The 17,815-nt window shown below is 42.4% G+C and carries 14 protein-coding genes; 12 read left to right on the forward strand and 2 right to left on the reverse strand.

What is annotated here, in order from left to right:
* The first annotated feature begins 9 nt into the window (after positions 1–9).
* The 6 genes from LROSL1_RS00335 (at position 10) to LROSL1_RS00360 (ending at position 7,478) form a co-directional block, all read left to right on the forward strand.
* Complete coding sequence (locus LROSL1_RS00335) at positions 10–2,502, forward strand: pectate lyase-like adhesive domain-containing protein (RefSeq protein ID WP_178913311.1); 2,493 nt, start codon at positions 10–12, stop codon at positions 2,500–2,502.
* Between the two features lie 111 nt (positions 2,503–2,613).
* A complete protein-coding gene (locus LROSL1_RS00340) occupies positions 2,614–3,342 on the forward strand; it encodes a WxL domain-containing protein (protein WP_178913312.1) in 729 nt (242 codons plus the stop codon).
* 41 nt (positions 3,343–3,383) lie between these two features.
* Positions 3,384–4,394, forward strand: a complete 1,011-nt coding sequence (locus tag LROSL1_RS00345) for a DUF916 and DUF3324 domain-containing protein (protein WP_178913313.1) — start codon at positions 3,384–3,386, stop codon at positions 4,392–4,394.
* 372 nt (positions 4,395–4,766) lie between these two features.
* On the forward strand, positions 4,767–5,645 hold the full coding sequence (pepI, locus tag LROSL1_RS00350; RefSeq protein WP_017261128.1) for a proline iminopeptidase: 879 nt from the start codon (positions 4,767–4,769) through the stop codon (positions 5,643–5,645).
* Positions 5,638–6,957: a HEPN domain-containing protein gene (locus LROSL1_RS00355; RefSeq protein WP_178913314.1), complete on the forward strand. Its 1,320-nt coding sequence runs from the start codon at positions 5,638–5,640 to the stop codon at positions 6,955–6,957. The genes pepI and LROSL1_RS00355 overlap by 8 nt, the downstream gene beginning before the upstream one ends.
* 107 nt (positions 6,958–7,064) lie before the next feature.
* Positions 7,065–7,478 carry a MerR family transcriptional regulator gene (locus LROSL1_RS00360; RefSeq protein ID WP_178913315.1) on the forward strand — a complete coding sequence of 138 codons (414 nt, stop codon included), beginning with the start codon at positions 7,065–7,067 and terminating at the stop codon, positions 7,476–7,478.
* Between the two features lie 59 nt (positions 7,479–7,537).
* Here the strand turns inward: LROSL1_RS00360 and LROSL1_RS00365 are convergent, their stop codons facing one another.
* A complete protein-coding gene (locus LROSL1_RS00365) occupies positions 7,538–9,592 on the reverse strand; it encodes a BglG family transcription antiterminator (RefSeq protein ID WP_178913316.1) in 2,055 nt (684 codons plus the stop codon).
* Between the two features lie 136 nt (positions 9,593–9,728).
* Here LROSL1_RS00365 and LROSL1_RS00370 point away from each other — a divergent pair, with 136 nt between their 5' ends.
* From LROSL1_RS00370 to tkt, 4 genes are read left to right on the forward strand one after another with little or no spacing between them, the layout of a single operon-like run.
* A complete protein-coding gene (locus tag LROSL1_RS00370) occupies positions 9,729–10,178 on the forward strand; it encodes a PTS sugar transporter subunit IIA (protein ID WP_161000770.1) in 450 nt (149 codons plus the stop codon).
* Positions 10,179–10,191: 13 nt separating this feature from the next.
* Complete coding sequence (locus LROSL1_RS00375) at positions 10,192–10,497, forward strand: PTS sugar transporter subunit IIB (RefSeq protein WP_178913317.1); 306 nt, start codon at positions 10,192–10,194, stop codon at positions 10,495–10,497.
* Positions 10,498–10,516: 19 nt separating this feature from the next.
* Positions 10,517–11,893, forward strand: coding sequence for a PTS ascorbate transporter subunit IIC (locus LROSL1_RS00380; RefSeq protein WP_017261379.1), 1,377 nt, complete (start codon positions 10,517–10,519; stop codon positions 11,891–11,893).
* 60 nt (positions 11,894–11,953) lie between these two features.
* Positions 11,954–13,939, forward strand: a complete 1,986-nt coding sequence (gene tkt / locus LROSL1_RS00385; RefSeq protein ID WP_178913318.1) for a transketolase — start codon at positions 11,954–11,956, stop codon at positions 13,937–13,939.
* A 296-nt stretch (positions 13,940–14,235) separates the two neighbouring features.
* On the opposite strand, the gene LROSL1_RS00390 is transcribed toward tkt, so the two are convergent.
* Complete coding sequence (locus LROSL1_RS00390; protein WP_225440509.1) at positions 14,236–15,441, reverse strand: IS110 family RNA-guided transposase; 1,206 nt, start codon at positions 15,439–15,441, stop codon at positions 14,236–14,238.
* Between the two features lie 354 nt (positions 15,442–15,795).
* Here LROSL1_RS00390 and LROSL1_RS00395 point away from each other — a divergent pair, with 354 nt between their 5' ends.
* Together LROSL1_RS00395 and LROSL1_RS00400 are read left to right on the forward strand one after the other, a co-directional pair.
* Positions 15,796–17,130: an MFS transporter gene (locus LROSL1_RS00395; RefSeq protein WP_178913320.1), complete on the forward strand. Its 1,335-nt coding sequence runs from the start codon at positions 15,796–15,798 to the stop codon at positions 17,128–17,130.
* A 69-nt stretch (positions 17,131–17,199) separates the two neighbouring features.
* Positions 17,200–17,805, forward strand: coding sequence for an NAD(P)H-binding protein (locus tag LROSL1_RS00400; protein WP_178913321.1), 606 nt, complete (start codon positions 17,200–17,202; stop codon positions 17,803–17,805).
* The last annotated feature ends 10 nt before the right edge of the window (positions 17,806–17,815 follow it).

The raw sequence follows: 17,815 nt of genomic DNA on the forward strand, positions 1-17,815 counted from the left end.
GATTTGCCAATGAAACGATTGTTTACTTTGTTTATGATTGCGTTTTGGGTTATTGGGGCTAATCAAGTTGGTCCGCAGATGATGGTGCAGGCTAATGAATCAGTAGAGAATGCACAACAGTCTTCACGGGATGACTCGCAGACGGCTAATTCAATTGATGCTTCAGTGGTCAGTGATTTTACGACAAACAAGATAACGGCGGTTGCAGATAGCTCATCCGCCGATAAGACTGATGCTATTGAGGTTAAACCGACTGTTCATACGTTTGCCGAATTCAAAGCTGCCTATGAAAATACCGATGTTCAGGAGATTACATTAGCCGCAGATATTAGTGGTGATGTCCGTCAATTAGCTGCACGGACAACTTCGCTAGTGATTACAGGGAGGCAGCACCAGTTAACTTTAACTGAAGGTTCACTGCCATTGGGTAAATCGGGTGATAATACGCGATTAACTTTACGAAATTTGAGCATTAACAATGACCGAAGTGGTTCGTTTATAACTGCTCAGGCTGGCAGCCTTGGCTGGTTGTTGACGTTTGAACATGTGGATACGAAAAACGTGACTAAACTCAGTGACCTTCCTGCTGAACAAGTGTCACTGAGTGGAACGATTGATCCTGCTGCTGAAGAATCAGCCAGTGAAAGTGGATCTTCAAGTAGTAGTTCAGTGTCTTCAATGAGTGAAAGTAGTCAATCTGGTGAAAGCAATCGTGAATCAAATGATTCTGACACTAATAGCGACGTCAGTCAAAGCAGCAAGGCAAGTTCAAAATATTTGGAAAGTGACACGACCGTTTCACGTGAAACCAATTCAATTGATTCACAGTCATCTAATCAGTCTAGTAGAACCGATGAAGAAACTAGTTCACGATCAGAAAGCACACAAACTTCCCGGGTAGAGGAAGACACAAAACTTGGCGAGACAGAGCGCGTGGTTAGCAATATTTCTGAGTTACAAACTGCGATTAACGAGCCATCCGTAACCAAGATTTTTTTGAAGAATAACATTTCTGCCACCTCAATATCTGCCAATCCCATCACTCGCAGTTTAGAAATCGATGGGCAGCAACATACTCTAAACATTGGCAGTGGCGCTTTACGTTACGGTGTACCGGTTTCAGGCAATCCGACACTAAACGTGCATGATATTCAAGTGGCAAACACGGCGGCAGCATTTGTCACGTTCAGCGGTACGGCTCGAGGTCAATGGCACTTTGAATTCAGCAATATCAGTACGGCTACAACGGTTAATCGACTGGTCATTGCAACGTATTCGGACATTACGTTTTCAGGAACCTGCAACATAGATACGCGAGCGGAAAACGTTTATACCGGGAGCGTCAAAATGGCCGACAATACGGTCTACACTGGGAACGTCAACAATACGAACTATTCGATGTTTTATTATGATTTGCGGCCATCTGAGGACCAGACAGGTGGGACTCGGGAATTTACAACGGGGCAAAACTGTACGCTGAACTTGACTGGAACTAACGGGACACAAGGTTATCCAATTGTTTATCTTTACTATAACAACATTACGTTAGGAACCGGGACGAAGTTTAATGCGGAGTGGCCTGGAAATAACGTTTATTTTCAAATCGCCAATGACAATGCTTCTTTAACGATTGGTCAGAATGCCCAAATGAACCTAGATACAGATAATCGGTCAATTGCGGCGATTCGTTCCTCAGGTGGAAACAATAATATTACTGTTGCTTCCCGAGGATCATTGACTGCGCGAAACAATAGTACAACTGCTGCAACGGTAGACTTAGGCACAGGTACGACAACGGCTGTCGTTGAGGACCCGGCTGCATTTGATTTACAAAACACTGGGACTGGTACAAATTCCCGGGCATTGAATCTGAACGCTAATTCCAGCTTAACCTTATCGAATTCGCCGTTTGCATATTGGGATACCACTGCAGTTAGCGGTGATCCAACACAGTCGTTTGAAAAAATTGAGTGGGGAAAATTTGCTGGTAGCACGGTCACCAGTGATCCGGAAGCGATGGCAACTGCCGTCAGGGGCAAAACGTTGCACCGAATGGCCGCTTACAATCCGCCCGGTACGCTGCAATTATCCAGTGTCCCCAAAAATTTGAATTTTGGGCGTGATCTGATTGTGCGGCAAGCCGATCAACTGTTTCCGCTAGTAAGCTGGGATCAGCCATTGAGTGTGACCGATCAACGTTATGTAACCAAACAGTGGTCGTTAACGTTGACACTGACGCAGGCGTTAACAAATACGACTGGCGATGTGTTGCCGGACGCAATTAAGTATAAAAAGAATGGTGAACTACTGCCGGTAAGTCATGCAGCCATTGAGATTGAAACAGCACGTAATCCTGACAATGATCCGTATGTCGTTTCTAATCAATGGAATAGTGAAGAGGGGCTCATGCTCCAAGTCTCTCCCTCAGAGGCCAAGGCAGGTACTTACAATGGCGAAATTACTTGGAACCTGAGCGATGTACCGAACGAAACGGAGGGGTGATGGTACATGAACAAAATGAAATGTTTGCATCATGTCCGTTTGCCACCAATTCGGGCCGATAACAATGAACGATGGCCGTCCCTTTGCAGATAAAAAAGTGAGGTAAAAATCATGAAATTAAGCAAACTAACGACCATTATTGCCGCATCATTACTGACGCTGGGGTTGGCAACACCGGTTATGGCAGCGTCATGGGATTCTACAGCGACGGTTTCATTTACTGATCCGAGTAGCGTTACGACACCATTGGATCCTAACGACGCAGCAACTGAGCTGACAGGATCCGGGACGACTAATCAGAGTGGTTCATTGACCATTGATTACGCGTCCAAACTAGATTTCGGTCAACGGACAACATCCAACACGCAGGAACAAACATTCAATGCCAAGACAGATACAGTTCAAATCGACGGTATTGAAGGTTCAGTTAAGCGTTCCAACTTCGTGCAGGTTACTGACAAACGGGGTGGCGGACTTGGATGGCAATTAGCAGTCAAGCAGAGCCTGCCCTTTAAGAACGGCGAGGAGCATCAAATGACTGGTACTAAGATTCTATTCAATGATCGAGCCGTATTAGGCACTGAATCTGGCCAGGAACCAACTATGGTTGGCGGCAATGTGACGGTTCTTGATGATGACGCGAATGTGAAATTATTAAACGCGCCAACGGGTAAGGGAACAGGAACGACCATCCATCGTTTTGGTGGTGAAGTGACTGGTACTGAACAAGAAGAAACAACTGGTGTTCAGCTAGTAGTTCCAGCTGGTGCCGCTCGTGCGGGGACCTACAATGGAACATTGACTTGGACACTAGAAGATACACCAGATGAAACCGTTTAGTTTTAAAGGTTTCAAATATGCGAAACACAGGAGGGTTCAACATGACCAAGAAAACATTAACGAAAATTATAGTGATGCTTTGTGGGGTGGTTGGCCTCCTGCTACATAGTCAAGTGGCTCACGCACAAAGCATGGATTTCAGCGTGGAGCCACAAAAATCGTCACTGCAACGGGATCAATCGAAAACGTATTTTGATTTAAACGTGATGCCGGGTCAAAAAGAAAGTGTCATGGTGAAGGTTACCAATACGTCCGACAAACGCATTAGAATCAACACAAGTGTGAACGTGGCGAAGACGAATCCAAACGGAGTGGTTGAGTACGGTAAGTCACGGTTTAAGTCTGACAAAACGTTGACCACACCCATAACAGATGTTGTGACGACAGAACCAAAGCAACTCAGTTTAGCGCCCAAAAGTTCGAAAATGGCGATTTTTGAAATCGATGCGCCTAAACAAAAGTTTAACGGTGTGATTGCCGGCGGAATTTCGTTTAAAAAAGTAGCACCCGACAAGAAAAAGACCTCGAAAGGAATTTCCGTCACGAATAATTATCAATACGTGGTGGGAATGGTCCTTCATCAAGGTCGGCAAAAATTAACACCAATGTTAAAACTTGGGGATGTAAAAGCTAAATCTGAAGCGGGTCGTAATCTGGTCACAGCTCAATTGCGCAATGTAAAAAAACGTTACTTAAGCCAGGCAAAAATCGTGGCAAAGGTTCAAACAACGAGCAAACGGACGTTGTATAAGTCGACAAAGGATCACGTTCAGTTTGCACCAAATTCGATCATGGATTACCCAATCCGTTTGAACGGGGAACGATTTAAACCAGGGCGCTACCGGCTTGATTTAACAGTCACTGCCGTCAAGAAAAAGTGGCATTTTGTCCGTGAATTCACGATTACTAAGGAACAGGCCGAAAAATACAATAACCAAGATGTGACGCTGAAACCAGATCATACGATGATTTACTGGGCTGTCGGTATCGTGCTGATTATCATCATCGGTGTGCTGAGCTGGTTGATTATCAAATTGAAACGTAAACGCTAGGCTAATTTGAGCCGGCTGTGAACACAATTAATGCTTTTTCCCGTATATGTTCCGTGAGGCAACGAGCGTAATGGCTAAAAAGATGTCTAAAATAGGTATGCGTATCCTTCTCATGGTGGCGAGTTTAAGTTATTAAGTCCAACGTTTATGCTGCTAGATATCTTGACAGTTAGAAGTGGACGCTAAGTTAACAGCAAAAAAATAATCCAGAATTTCAAAACGTGTTAGACGAGTTATGATAATTTCGCCTATCACGTTTTTAACTTGTCTAAGATGATTGAAAAATAATTATTTCAGAATGCTTCGATGTTTGTTGCAAGGCGTACAATCAACATAAGCACCATATTTCACACATAAAGGAAGTTGCGATTCATGAAGATTGAAGAAGGCTACATGCCATTTCGCGGGTATAAAACATATTATCGAATTGTCGGTGAGAAGACGCCGGGCAAGGCACCATTACTGCTAATTCACGGTGGTCCTGGCTCATCGCATAATTACTTTGAATTGCTGGATGACTACGCAGAAACTGGTCGTCAGTTGATTATGTATGACCAAGTTGGTTGTGGGAAGTCATCATTGCCTGAGGACGAATCCGTTTATGTGAAGGAAACGTGGGCCGAGGAATTAATCGCGCTCCGCAAGTACTTACACCTGGATGAAATTCACATGTTGGGTCAATCTTGGGGCGGCATGCTTGAGATGCTTTACCTTACGCACTATGACCAAACGGGAGTTAAGAGTGTCATGATCGACGGTTCGCCTGCTTCCATCAAGTTGTGGACGCAAGAGCAACATCGGTTGATTTCCTATTTGAGTTATGAGGACCGTGAGGCAATTGCTGAGGCTGAACGAACAGGTGACTTCTCTGGTCCTAAGTACTTGGCTGCTAATGACCGTTACATGGAGCGTTATTGCTGGGATGATCCCGACGAGAATTCACCAGAACCACTGCGTCGTGAAACAAATGGTAAACGTGCCAGCCTAATCGCTGAGGGACCAAACGAATTTACCGAGAACGGGACCATCAGTGATTACGATGTAACCGATGATTTGAAGAACATTCATGTGCCCGTATTGGTTACTAATGGGACGGATGATCTATGTACACCACTGATTGCTAAGTCCGTTTACGATCACATTCCAGGCGCTAAGTGGCACTTGTTCGCCAACAGTCGCCATTTGGCTTTGCTGGATCAGCATGATGAGTTTATCAGTGTGCTGGATAAGTGGTTGAAGGAAAATGACTAAATTAATTAATGAAAATATGTTTGGTCATTTTGAATTCCAAGGAATTTGGTCTGTTAAAAAGGAAATTAATCCAGAAAATTGGATTCCGGGAAAACTTCATTATGACTCTGGAAATATACTTCTCGAAGTTTTTGGAACGCTAAATGTTAGTGAGACATCAGCGATAGATGTACTCAACTTTGAGGATTATGAATCAGTATTTGGTTTTGCCCAAACCGGCGAAAATATTGTTTTATCCACGGTGAGCATGATTGGCAATACAAACTCTATACCTGGATTAATCTCAGAGAGATACCGAGTGTCAGATATGCTTATTACAAATGGAAATTTCAACAAGGTTACCCAGCGCCAGTATTTATCTTTTTTTAGATTTTCTTTAACTGATTTAAACGTGTGGCTGCCAAACAACATGTTGACCATCAAAAAAGAACCAAAGAGCGGTAAACAAATTTTTGAAGTCAAGAAACCTGAGCGAAAAATTTTAACTAATTTCGACTTTGATGGAGGTAATTTCAGTGTTAGTTTGGACGAATCTGGCACAATTAATTATCCCCGTGAACTTCTAAAAGTTAATATAAAAAATGAAACAGGATTAATAATTGAACCTAATTCTAATTCGGTTTCGATGTTGCAATCGACCAAAATAGTTAATGAAACTGCGAAATTTTTTACTGTTTTACTTGGTGAGACTATTAGTGCTAAATATTTACAAGGCAATTTGTCAAACGGCTTGAAAGCAAATGTGTTGTTCAATCAAACTTATCCCATAAGAAGTGTAGAGAGAGAAAGTGACCTTAGAATCACGCCCAGATATAATGATGTTGAAGATGAATTACCTAATAGTTTGACTAACTGGTTTGATATGTCTAGCGAATTAAAGTTACTGGCCGATGATTATATATTGACAGTTACGCAGGAAAGTATCATTGAAAACACTTTAATCAATTTAACGGAAGGTGTTGAGTCATTTTTCCGTAATCGTGATGCTTGTTTACGAGACAAGCTAACATTTCTTTTTAAGAGAGTGCCAAATGAAATTTTAAATAGAGATGTTTTACAAAAGAGTATTGACAGTGAAGATGATTTTATTAAAAGTTTAGTCAATACAAGAGTGTATTTGACACATGGAAAAGTTAGACCAGGTATTTATAAAGATGAAAAGCTAATAATTGCAACAAGAATTTTACAATTAAGTGTTCGATACTTTCTTTTGTCAGAGATTGGATTTTCAAAGAAATCTTTACAGAGTGTTGGTGCGGACATTGCAGAGATATTTCATACACGATTTTTCAACAATGAACTTCATTTCTAATGTTTCCCTTGCCTTCAAGTACACATTAAGGTCTATTGTGAACACATCAATGAGACTGACCGTTATTTAGGCCATTGTGCTACTATGATCCACAAGGAGAAAACGCAATGAATATTAAAGAAGCTAGTGAAAAAACGGGCGTATCGTCGGCAGCCATTCGGTATTATGAAAAAGAATCGTTGATTCCAGAAATTGACCGAACAGAGGTTGGCAATCGTGATATTGATGATCGCATTATTCGTCGCATTACGTTTGTGACGCAGATGCGGGCTGCTGGAATGAGTATTGACAGTTTGCGGCGTTATATCCAGCTATTCGACGCGCAGGAAGATAATACGAAAGAACAGAAGGCTATTTTGCAGGAACAACTCGTTGTGATGGAAGAAAAACGCGATGACCTGCAATCTGCCATCGATCACCTTAATTACAAACTCAACCATTTCTATGATCACATGGAAACGACTGAGGAAGAACTTCGTGAGCTAGAACGACAGCACGCGGAGAAAAAAGCAAATCAGTAGAAATGAAAGGAGCTGGTCACAATGTCCGCTGAAGACATTGTGATCAGCTCCTTTTTTCTCTATGAGAGTAGATTGGAAATTTCGGCGACTGAACTAGCAGCTTTTATTTGCTTAACCCAGTGATCATCTTGGATTTTTTGCATAAGTTGCGATAGGGCAGATAAATGACTGGTTTGATCCAAAGGTGCTAGGCCAATGACAAGTTGAATCGTGCGTTTGTCTGCGTGGTTCTTATTTTCAATAGTGACTGGGTGTTGCAGTAACAGTAAGCTCATGCCAAGATCGTTGACGCCGTCGTTTGGTGTGCCATGGGCTAACATGATGCCGTTACCAAGTACCATGTAGGGACCGTTGACGACTGTTAATCGAATGATTCGATCAATGTAACGTTGTTCGATAAGATGTTCAGTCAGCAGGGGTTTCAAAGCTTGTTGAACAACATTTTTCCAATTATCCAACTCATCATCAGCATAAGTAATGTGGCTGTTGGGTAAAAGCTTCTGTAGGCTTGTTGGTCCTGTGACAGGAGCCTTTTTTAACGGCAGTTTTGCTCTTTGATTGAGGTAACCACGTAGAGCATCCGTCAGACCATCAAAGTTCTCGATACGAGCGTAATTACTGATAATATCGAGCAGAGAATTTACACTGGCTTCGTTAAAATGGTTATCAGTTAAGTGGCCATTGATGAATGCTTTTTCGATTGTTTCCCAATCTTTTTTATTTGGTAGCGGTGATACGCGAACAATGGGGATATGAACGGGGACATTGAGTTCGATGGTACTGATGATAAGCTTGATGTTGGATAAATCTTGATTTTTATACTGGAAAACACTAAGAGGCTGAGAAAAATCAATGTTGGGATAATGTTGAATGAGTTGCTGCTGAAGAATATACGAGGTACCAATACCACTAGAACAGACAACTAAAACATCCACATGTTTGCCACGGCGGCTTTCAATGGCTCGCAATTCACCGCCGAAATATAGTGCAATCAGCGCGATTTCGTCATCACTAAGGTGGCCATTGATGAATTTTTCAAACGGACGAATGGCATACTTAGTGAACGAAAATAGTTCGCGAAAGCCTTCGGTGATTTGTTCAAGGTTGGGATGGTGATAGGGAATCATAAATTTTGAACGATAAAAGGTAGATAATAAGTGTGTAGATAGTGTTAATTCAAGCTTTTCAGGGGATACATTGGCCCCAGACACGGTGTTAAAGCGATCGATAATTTCCCGGGAAATCGGAAAGATAGTTTGGATTAATCCGTCAGCACGATTGACACGATAAAATTGGCTCGTGTTGATGATGCGACCCAAGAAATATGATTCACTAAAATTATGAATGTTGTTATCGCTTAAGAACTTAATTGACCAATTAATCGACATTGAATCTACATTGGTTGTTCTTAAGGGAGAATCTGGCAATTGATTTTCTGGCTGTTTGATTCGTTCCAAAAACCATAAAATAAAGTCATCAAGTGTTGATAAAGCGTCGTCACTAAAGTAATTGCCCGTAATTTTTTCCAGCTTATGAATCTCAGTGTTGATTGCAATCAAACGTGAAGGATTAATGTCGATTTGACTGTATAGAATTGAGTCACGATCATTAAGCGCCTCTAATACCCAGTTTCGTTGTGATATTTCAGATCCGGAAATATGCTTTCCTTTAGGCTGTTGAATAATATCGAGTCCATGGGATTCTAAACGTTCACGAACAGATTTGAGGTCGGATATTGCCGTATGTTTGGAGATTTGAAATCTGTTGGTTAAGTCTGACAGGGATAGTGACTTGTGATTGATGAGATCCCAAGCGATAAGTTGGCAACGCTGATGTTTTGTAAATTGTTCCGTCACAGCTTGAGTTTCTGAATATCGATTCAGAAGCTCTTTTTTTGTTTCTTCAGGAATGAAATAGCCGACTCCAGCGAGGTTCATGATGATATCAAGCTTAGAGTCGTTTAACTCTTCATTCACGCGTTTTAGAACATAGAAAGTGCCGCGACGAGATAATCCAAGCTGTGTTTTTAATTCTTCAAGAGTGGTGTAATCCTGACGTGTTAGTAAGTAATTAAGAAGATCATTGCCATGTTTGATGTTAGTAAAGTTAATCATGAATGATGAGCCTCCAAATTAAGCACATTTTTTGATGGGGTGAATATTTTGCACTATTGGTAGTGTAAGTATTGCACTTGTTAGCGTTTTCATCAATGCTAGGATTAAACCATAAATTAATAGCGGAGGTGATGGAATGCTGAATGACCTTTTGAACCAGGAAACAGTCCAGTTAACGGATGCAACTGATTTGAGTTGGGAGGCAGCAATCCGACTTGCGGCAAAACCTTTAGTTGCCAACGGTAGTGTGACAGAGCAATACGTTAATTCAATGATTGATGTGGTCAATAATCAAGGCCCATATATTAACATTGGTGACCATATTGCACTTGCACACACGCGACCTGAGAATGGATCAAATCGGATCTCGCTTGCACTGCTCAAAACGAATCATGACATTGCACTTGTTAACCAGGATCATCCCATTACTTTATGGTTCGTTTTATCAGCGGTTGATAGTGAGAGTCATTTAGAAGTCATTAAGCAATTAATGACACTGTTAACCAACGAAGCAACAGTTAAACAGTTGATGGCTGCTTCGTCGGCTGAAGATCTGCTCACAATAATTCATAGTCGCAACGAATAACGGAGGAAATAACATGAAAATTTTAGCAGTATGTCAAAGCGGTTTAGGCAGTAGCTTTATGGTGCAAATGAACGTCCAACAAATTCTAAAGGACGAAAATGTGAATGTTGATGCAAACAATATTACAGTCGATCACTCAGATGTTGGCAGTGCCACAGCCGATTCAGCAGACTACTTTTTCGTTGAATCAACATTGGCTGATGCGCTAGGTAGCATTCCTAAAGATCGGATCGTTTTGCTAAAGAGTCTGATTGACAAGAAGGAAACTGCAGAACATGTCAATTATGTTTTAGATAACGAAAACATTGCTCACGATTAATTCGTAAAGGACAAAAAAGATGAAAAGTGTATTGAACTTATTTGTCTCCATTGCGACTCAACCAGCTATTTTAGTTGCCTTGATCGCTATGTTGGGACTGCTCCTACAAAAGAAAAAGGCGACTGAGGTTGTTCAAGGAACGATTAAAACGTTTGCCGGCTTCCTTGTCTTAATCGGTGGTGCTGGGATCTTAAGTAACTCATTAACGCCGTTTGCCAAAATGTTCCAGTTTGCCTTACATGTTCAAGGTGTCGTGCCAAGCAATGAAGCGGTTGTCGCCATTGCATTGGTTAAGTATGGTACGACGACAGCATTAATTATGTTGGTGGGGATGATTGTCAATATCCTACTAGCCCGTTTCACTCGGTTTAAGTATATTTTCTTAACTGGTCAAGCAATGTTATACGTTTCCTGTTTGACGGCGGTTATTTTAATCAGTGCCAAACTTGGTACTGGTTGGCAGACCATTATTCTTGGTGGAATTTTCGAAGGAACATTACTCACTGTGACACCGGCTTTGTGTCAACCATTTATGCGTCAAATCACTGGTGGCGACGAGGTTGCCATGGGTCATACGGGTAACATTGGTTACGCAACTGCTGGTTTGATGGGTAAATGGTTTGGTAATAAGAAAAACAGTACTGAAGACATTGAAATGCCTAAAGGATTGAGTTTCTTACGTGATTCAACCGTATCAATCACGTTATTAATGGGAATTGTTTATATTATTTTAGCAATTGTAGCTGGACCGCATTTTGTTGAAACAAAACTCAGTGCTGGTACTAATTACCTGGTTTATGCACTGGTTCAAGCAGGTACATTTGCCGCCGGTTTCGTCGTTGTTCTTCAAGGTGTTCGCATGATCTTGGCCGAAATTGTCCCCGCCTTTCAAGGGATCGCGACAAAACTTGTGCCTAATTCTAAACCTGCTTTGGATGTTCCAATCATCTTTCCATATGCGCCTAACGCTGTGCTAATTGGCTTTTTCACTAGTTTCATCGTCGGCACAATTAGCATGTTTATCATGATTGCTTTGAAAACAACGGTTATTATTCCCGGGGTTGTCGGTCACTTCTTCTGTGGCGCTGCGGCAGCAATTTATGGGAACGCGACGGGTGGCCGTCGTGGTGCGATTATCGGGTCGGCGGTCAACAGTTTATTGATTAGTTGGTTACCGCTTCTCATCTTGCCTGTCTTAGGTACGTTAAAACTGGCGGCTTCAACGTTTGCTGACACTGACTACCTAGTTCCTGGTATCTTACTTGGAAACCTTGGTAACTTGGGCACGGTCGCCGTTGTGGCTGGAATACTAGGCTTCTTAGTAATTGTTGTTTTGATTAGTCTGATTTTAAATGGACGCGATAAAGCAAACTCGAAGGCAGAAGCAACAAAATAGTGTTTTTGACCCGGTCAAGTTATTCTACCGGGTCATTTTTGAAAGGAAGATAAAAGAGAAATGACATTTACTGAAAAAGATACCGCAGCCGTTAATGCAATCCGCTTTCTGAGTGTTGACATGATTCAAAAGGCTAACAGTGGACACCCAGGTTTGCCAATCGATGCTGCACCGATGGCCTATGTTTTATGGGAAAGATTGATGAATTTCAATCCCGAAGATCCTAAGTGGCTTAATCGTGACCGCTTTGTATTGAGCGCCGGTCATGGATCCGCACTGCTTTACAGTTTGTTGCATCTTAATCACTTTGGCTTAACAACTGACGATTTAAAACAATTTCGTCAGTTAGGGTCGCTAACGCCTGGACATCCAGAGGTAACTGAAACAGCAGGTATCGATGCGACAACCGGTCCTCTTGGACAGGGATTGGGAATGGCCGTTGGAATGGCCATGGCGGAAAAACATTTAGCAGCTATGGTGAACAGACCAGGATACAATGTGTTTGACCATTACACGTATGCGCTTGTTGGTGATGGTGACTTGATGGAAGGCATCAGTCATGAAGCGATTAACATTGCTGGTGATAAGCGCCTAAATAAGTTGATTGTGCTTTATGATTCAAACGATGTGTCATTAGATGGTCCACTTTCGTTAAGTGCTAATGATGAGGTCAGCGCGCGTTTTAAAGCAGCTAAGTGGGACTATGAACGTGTTTTGGATGGCAATAATTTGGACGACATCTACGCCGCAATTAAACAAGCTCAGCAAAACGATCGGCCAACCTTAATCGAAGTCAAAACAATTATTGGTTACGGTACGCCTGAAGCGGGGACGAATAAGGTTCACGGCTCTGCACTGGGTGAAGAAAATGTTGCCAAGATGCGTGAATTTTATGGCTGGTCTGCTGCTCCGTTTGAGATTAGTGATGAGATTTATGATACTTACAGTGCAGCCGTGGATAAAAAGCAACGCGGTTACAAGAATTGGCAAAGCATGTTTGCCGACTACCAAACGAAATTTCCAGATGTTGCTAAGAAATATTTGGATAATAAGCTAGATTTAGCAAATGTTTCGCTGGACTATGATACGTATAAGACGCCAACAGCAACTCGGGTGGTTAATGCTGATTTGATGCAACAGATTGCCGCAGAGAATGACAATTTTTGGGGCGGTGCCGCTGATTTGTCTTCGTCCAATAAGACAAGTTTGAAAGCCGACGAAGCCTTTACACCATTAACGCCAAAAGGTCGCAATATTTACTTTGGTGTGCGTGAGTTTGGCATGGCAGCAGCAGTTAACGGTATTACGTTGCATGGTGGTACGCGCGTGTTTGGTAGTACGTTCTTCGTCTTTAGTGACTATCTAAAGGCGGCCGTTCGTTTGGCTGCTATCCAGCAAATACCATCAACCTTTATCTTCACACATGATTCACTGGCCGTAGGTGAAGATGGGCCAACCCATGAACCAATTGAGCAGTTAGCCGCTTTGCGAAGCATTCCAAACGTTAATGTGCTTCGCCCAGCAGATGCAAACGAAACATTGGGCGCTTGGCAGACTATTGCCCAGACGACTGATCGGCCCAGCGTACTTGTCTTGACGCGACAGGCCACACCACTGCTTGAAGGGGCAGACGCTGACAAAGTGTCAAAGGGTGCGTACGTAATTTCACCCGCTAAGAGTCAAACACCCGATGGCATTTTAATTGCTACTGGTTCAGAAGTGGCCCTAGCGATAGAAGCACAGCAAACATTACGTGATCGCTCGTATGATGTGTCCGTTGTTTCGATGCCAAGTATGGATATTTTTAAACAACAATCGGCCGAGTATCAAGAATCCGTCTTACCCAGAGATGTTCAGTTACGTATATCCATCGAAATGGCGTCTTCATTTGGATGGGGTGCCTTCACGGGTACTCGCGGTGCCAACGTGAGTGTTGATCGCTTTGGCGCAAGTGGTAAAGGACCAGAAGTTGTTGCTAAGTATGGTTTTACGACTGACACGATTATTAAGACCTTTGAACGATTATGGAAGGCGAACGATAAATAGCTGATTTTTAAACATCCCCTAGTCTATTGAGTGATTTTAAGAATACAGGATTGTGAAAGATTAAAAATAGAACTGCTAATTGATTACCTAGTGAGGGTAGCGATTAGTAGTTTTTTCTACCTCTAGTCAAGTATTAATATAGGTCTAGCAGTATTTATGTCTTTGAATTGATTTGAACTTAGGGATTCAAAACGGTTTCTTTGCGATTTGAACAGTTTGGAATACGATTTTTGAGTACACTAAATAGACCTTAGCCATTTTATTTTTTGAGTAAGGCTAGTACACTATAGACGTAATCAGAATGATTGGCGCTTGACGCCGTATATATACATCTGATTCGTAATCACGAGATGGTAAATCGTTCGTAACAGGCGACCCATCGCAGCGATGGCAATCCTCTTAGTCCCTGACTGAGGAGATTGTTTTTTTCTGCGTTGATAAAAGTCGTTAATATGATTCGGATGGTAGTGAGCGACCGTCGCGATATTACTGATTGTGCGAAATAGTAGCTTACGGGCAAATGTGTCACCACGCTTACTGATATGGTCAGCGGCCACGAATTCGCCGGATTCATAATGGCGTAAGTCAATGCCAATAAAGGCATTGAGCTTATTAGAGCTACTGAAACGCCGAATATCGCCCAGTTCACCGATTAATAACACAGTGGTTGTCTCCGCAAATCCAGGGATACTCATTAAAATATCAAACTCTGGAAGGGACTTAGCTAACGCTGTCATGGCTTTAATCAGCTGTTGTTTATGACGGGTTAGTTCGCTGACTCGTTTAGCGTGGTAGCGCGTCTGCGACACCGACGGTGCCTCAACGCGATCCGCTGGATACGATGCTTGTGCTAGATGGAGTAATTTCTTTGCGACCATGATCGCGCGATTTAGAGAAATATTCTTGGGAGTCGTTTCCATGATTATTTTTCCTAATCCGTCTGGACTGAGTTCTTCAAGCAGATCGGGGTGTGGATAACGCTGCACGATGTTCCAGTATTGTTCGCCATCCGGTCTACTAAGCAAAGATTCTATTTCCGGGAAAGTTAATTGTAAACTACGATGTAATCGATTCTTCTCACGAACGACATCTTCATTGAGTTGTTCATAGAAGTGACTATCGTCCATCAAGTCGTGGTAAACCGGCTTCTGGTAATATTCCAATCGACGCTTTATAACGAGCTGTGTTTGAGCTAAATGCAAAGCATCGTTATTGTCTGTCTTATTTGGCCGTAGGCTATCTAACTGCTTTTTGGCAGCCAATGGATTCAAACGCGTATAAGCATAATGATTATCTTCTAGAAATCGCTGTACCCGACGAGAGTATACACCTGTGGCTTCAAACACGATTTGCGGTTTTGCGTACTCTTTCATCTCTTTGAGTAAGTTTTGAAAGCCAAACCAGTTATTATCAATCTTGAATTGTTTAACGGTGACACCATCATTCACTATGGCTACTGCCGAAGTAGCCTTACTAACATCAAGACCAAATGCGACTGTCATTTGATTCACCATCTTTCTGAAGTTGTTCCACGTTAATATGATCAATTTAATTTTCAAAACACGACCTGAAGGCCAACAGACTAAGAACAAATTTGGATCATACCGGTGAAGTTGCCATTTTTTATTACGACGTCAAAGCGCCAAAAACTACCACGGCTTGTCAACTTCACCACCACTTTAACAGAAACTAAAAGTGGCGAGAAACGATTCCGTCGAATCATTTCTCGCCACTAAGGTTAGTCTGTTTTTATCCATATGAATGACGATTCGCCGAAAAAAGAAACTTTTCTTGTTGCGTTGAAGTGCAGTTGAAGGTCTAAGCTTTCAAACATTGCATAACAACAGGAGGACAACATGGCAACGAAGAAAAGATTCGATTGGATACTATTAGTTATTTTGATGAGTTATTTTATGATCTTGCTTGATAATTCAATTATTTTTACGGGAACTGTCAAAATTGCTCAAGATTTACAGCTAAATCAGCAAACTTTATCTTGGATTAGCAGCGCCTATTCGTTAACGTTCGGTGGATTTTTACTGCTTGGCGGTCGGGCAGGGGATTTGTTTGGTCGGCGACGTGTATTTCAAATTGGTCTGGTTATCTTTGGAATAGGTTCACTACTAGTTGGATTATCAGTTAATGCACCGATGATTATCGCTTCCAGAGCCTTTCAAGGAATTGGCTCGGCCATTCTTGCACCAACGACCTTGGCTATTTTGATGGATACTTATGACGGTCCTGCACGTGTACGTGCCATTGCATATTATGGTGCTATGGCCGGAATTGGTGCGAGTGTTAGCTTAGTTATTGGCGGCGTGTTTGCCAGCCTGCTGACATGGCGTGTTGGATTTTTCATCAACGTTCCTATCAGTATGTGGATGTACTACTTATCTGTTCGTCATTTACAGAAGGATGGCGGTCAATCTGGAAAGCTGGATTGGCTTGGTACGTTAAGCTCTTTATTTGGAATGAGTGCGTTGGTGTACAGCATTGTTGGTACTTGGGGAAAGTTATCCGCGCTCATACTGGCAATTGTGCTACTGGTGATCTTTGTTTACCAAGAATATCGAACGAGCCAGCCGATTATGCCGTTACGGTTGTTTAAGAATCGTGAACGTATTGGCGCGTACTTAGGACGTTTCTTATATTTGGGCGCAATGCTTGGCTTTTGGTTTATTACACCACAACTGATGCAAAGACAATTAGGTTTTAGCGCGTTAATGGCTGGTGTCGCTTTCTTTCCATTGACGATCGTTAACTTTATCGTGGCTTTACAGGTCGCGCGTTTAACGGCGAAGTTTGGTAATGGGCGCTTACTGACAATTGGTATATTCTTAACGTTGATTGGTATGACATGGATGAGTTTCTTTACGGTTAGCACTGGCTATTGGCTGGGCATTGCCTTACCAATGGTTATCATTGGCGTTGGACAAGGACTCTCGCTTAGTCCATTTACTGCTGCGGGCGTGGCGCACACTGATGTAAGGGACGCTGGTGCGGCATCTGGTGTTGTCAACGTGATGCATCAGATTGGTGGATCCGTGGGATTGTCAATTTTGGTTAGCGTTCAAGGTCTGTTTAAAAATCAGGTGATAGGCTTTCACTATGCTATTTTAATCGGCGCAGGTTTATTGCTGATTTCGTTGTTGGCAGCGATTTTCTTAATTTTGCCAGAAAAGCAAAAGTAAGTGTTGCCTTCAAGTTACTGTAAGGTTGTAAAGTAATCATTGTTACACGTGAAACAGGAGGTAAATTAAATGGCAAACGTACTTATTATCGGCGCCACGGGCTCAATTGGTCAGGTGACACGTCAATATTTCTTGGAACGCACGGATGATCAGTTAACGTTAATGGCACGCATTCCAGATCGGTTAGGCAAACTGAATGAGCAGCGCGAGCGAGCAATTCAGGGAAATGTGACTGACACTCAAATCTTAAACGATGCACTTCAAAAGCAGGATGTTGTATTTGCTGCTTTAAGTGGCAATTTACCAGAAATGGCAACGGCAATTGTGTCAGCGATGGATCGTGCCAATGTTGACCGACTGTTATTCATTACGTCGATGGGAATCTACAACGAGATTCCGGCCAGCGTTGGTGCAGACGGTAACCTTGAACATAATCCAATGTTGCAAACATATCGGGATGCTGCCGATATTATTGAGGCATCTGATCTGAACTATACGGTGATTCGTCCGGGATGGTTTGATAACCGGGATGATACGGACTATCAAGTGACGAAAAAAGGAGAACCGTTTGGCGGCCACGATGTTTCACGCGAAAGCCTTGCTGACTTAGTGATGCATCTTGCCCATGACGCCACGTATGGGTCACGTGATAGCCTCGGTATTAATAGAAAATAATTGGAGGACG

The organism is Furfurilactobacillus rossiae, assembly GCF_013394005.1.
GTDB classification, from domain to species: Bacteria; Bacillota; Bacilli; order Lactobacillales; family Lactobacillaceae; genus Furfurilactobacillus; species Furfurilactobacillus rossiae.